The sequence below is a fragment of the Frankia sp. CeRuru1 genome (assembly GCF_977966315.1).
Map to the genome: position 1 here is coordinate 1 of NZ_CDWWEW010000527.1, position 2,664 is coordinate 2,664.

Below are 2,664 nucleotides of genomic sequence, written 5' to 3' on the forward strand. Positions count from 1 at the left end.
TCACCTACCCGAGCCGGTCCGAGCCGGCCGTGCGTGGGGTCAGCTTCGCCGTCGGGGTGGGCGAGACCGTGGCCGTCGTCGGGCGTTCCGGCGCCGGCAAGACGACCCTGGTGGGCCTGCTGCTCGGCTTCCAGGAGCCGACGGCGGGTGTCATCCGCCTGGGCGGGACCGATATCGCGACCCTGTCGGCCGAGGAGATCCGGTCGACGGTGGCCGTCGTCTCCCAGGACACCTACCTGTTCCACGGCACCGTCCGGGACAACATCGTCCTGGGCCGGCCGGATGCCACCGACGAGCAGGTGCTGGCCGCGGCCCGGGCCGCCGGCGCGCACAGCTTCATCAGTGCGCTGTCCGGCGGATACGACGCACTGGTGGGCGAGCGCGGGCTCACCCTGTCCGGCGGTGAGCGGCAGCGGATCGCCGTCGCACGGGCTCTGCTGCGTGACGCGCCGGTCCTCGTGCTCGACGAAGCCACCTCCAGCCTCGACGGCGCGGTCGAGGCGGACGTCCAGGAGGCGCTGACACGCCTGCGGGCCGGGCGCAGCTGCCTGGTGATCGCGCACCGGCTGTCCACCGTCGCCTCCGCCGACCGGGTGGTCGTGATGGAGGGCGGCGCGGTGGTGGAGCACGGAGCCCACCACGACCTCCTCGGGGCGGACGGCCCGTATGCCCGGCTGGTCGCGGCCCAGCGGTCGGCGGGGCGCGGCGCCGGCAACGGAGCCGGCGACGGCGCTACCGGTGCCAGCGCCACCGGTGCAGGCAGAAACGGTGCCGGCGGGCCGGTTCCGGTGGCGGTCCTCAAGGAGGGGAACCATGACTGAGCTCGCGGCGGACACCGAGCTCACCCCAGCCGCCGAGCCTGGGACGTCCGAGGCGGCGGCCGCGGGCCGGGGCGCACGGCTGCGGCCGCTGGTCGCGCTCCTGCGCCCCCACCGCGGGATCTTCGCCGTCGCGGTCACCGCCGGAGTCGCCCACCAGCTCGCCACCCTCGGCGCGGCGGCCACCGGTGCCTGGCTCGTCGGGCGCGCGGTGACCGGCACCCCCGGCTCCGAGCTTCACCCGGGGATCGCCGTGCTGGGCGTGCTCGCGGTGGCGGCCGCGGTGCTCGCCTGGACCGACAGCCAGCTCGCCCACGTGGGCGCGTTCCGGGTGCTCGCCACCGTCCGGGGGATGATCTACGACGCGTTCGAGCGGCTGGCGCCCGGCGGCCTGCAGCGGCGCCGGACCGGCGACCTGGGCGCTTCGGCGATCTCCGACGTCGAGCAGCTCGAAGGCTTCTTCGCCCACACCCTCAGCCCGGTCGTCGTGGCCGCCACCGTGCCGCCGGCCGCACTCGCCACGCTCGCGGTGATGCGCTGGGAGCTCGCCGTCGCCCTCCTCCCGGCGCTGGTCGGGCTGCTCACCGTGCCGCGGTGGCTGCGCCGCCGGTCCGAGGCGACGGCCACCCAGCTGCGGGACTCGCTCGGGGAGCTGAGTGCCGACGTCGTCGACACCGTGCAGGGCGTGCGGGAGCTGCTCGCGCACAACGCCGGGCAGCGGGCGCTGACCAACCTGGCGCGGCGGGAGGGTGTGCTGTCGGCGGCCAAGACGGTGCACGGCCGCCGGGCGGGCACCGAGCAGGCGGTCACCGACCTGCTCTCCTTCGTCGGGCTCGTCGCCGTGCTGGCCACCGGAGCCCACCTGGTGAGCACCGGGGAGCTGCCGCGCCACCTGCTGTCGGTCGCCGTCGTCCTCGCGCTGGCGGCGTTCGTCCCGATCTTCGCCGTCGTCGACACCACCCGGGAGCTGGACGTCATCCTGGCCGCCGCCGCCCGGATCGAGTCGATCCTGACGACCGAGGCCCCCGTCGAGGACCGCGCCACCGCGGCCCCGGCTCTGCCGCCGGCGCCCGGGGTGGCCTTCGAGCGGGTCACCTTCCGTTATCCCGGCACCGGTGTCGACGCGGTGCACGAGGTCAGTTTCACCGTCGCCCCCGGTGAGACCGTCGCCCTGGTGGGGCACTCCGGGGCCGGTAAGAGCACGTGTTCCCACCTGTTGATGCGGTTCTGGGACGTCGACTCCGGACGCATCCTGGTCGGCGGCCAGGACGTGCGCGACCTGCCCCAGGCGATGCTGCGCGAGGCGGTCACCCACGTCCCGCAGGACGTCCACCTGTTCAACCTCTCGGTGCGGGAGAACATCCGGCTCGCCCGGCCGGACGCGACCGACGCCGCGGTGGAACAGGCGGCGCGGGACGCCGGCGCCCACGACTTCATCGCCGCGCTGCCCGAGGGCTACGGCGCCGCGGCCGGGGAGCTCGGCGGCCTGCTGTCCGGGGGGCAGCGGCAGCGGATCGCGATCGCCCGGGCGTTGCTGCGCGACGCGCCGGTGGTGGTGCTCGACGAGGCCGTGTCCAACCTCGACGCGCACAGCGAGGCGGAGGTCGCCGCGGCGCTGGCCCGCCTGCGCCACGGCCGGGCGACGCTGGTGATCGCCCACCGGCTGTCCACCATCCGCGGCGCGGACCGGCTCGTGGTCCTCGACGGCGGCCGGGTCGTCGCCACCGGCAGCCACGACGAGCTCGTCGCCCGCGGCGGAACCTATCTCGACCTGATCTCCACTCAGGTTGACTTCGCGGAGGAACACGGATGACGCAGACCCCGAAGCGCACGGTGACCCCCGAGC

General features: G+C 75.3%; 2 protein-coding genes. Both read left to right on the top strand.

What is annotated here, in order from left to right; translation table 11 throughout:
- Positions 1 to 821: ABC transporter ATP-binding protein (locus AC08OP_RS23825; RefSeq protein ID WP_476616216.1), on the top strand; the 821-nt coding region annotated here is incomplete at its 5' end.
- On the top strand, positions 814 to 2,631 hold the full coding sequence (gene cydC, locus AC08OP_RS23830) for a thiol reductant ABC exporter subunit CydC (RefSeq protein WP_476616217.1): 1,818 nt from the start codon (positions 814 to 816) through the stop codon (positions 2,629 to 2,631). The genes AC08OP_RS23825 and cydC, both read left to right, overlap by 8 nt.
- Positions 2,632 to 2,664 lie beyond the last annotated feature (33 nt).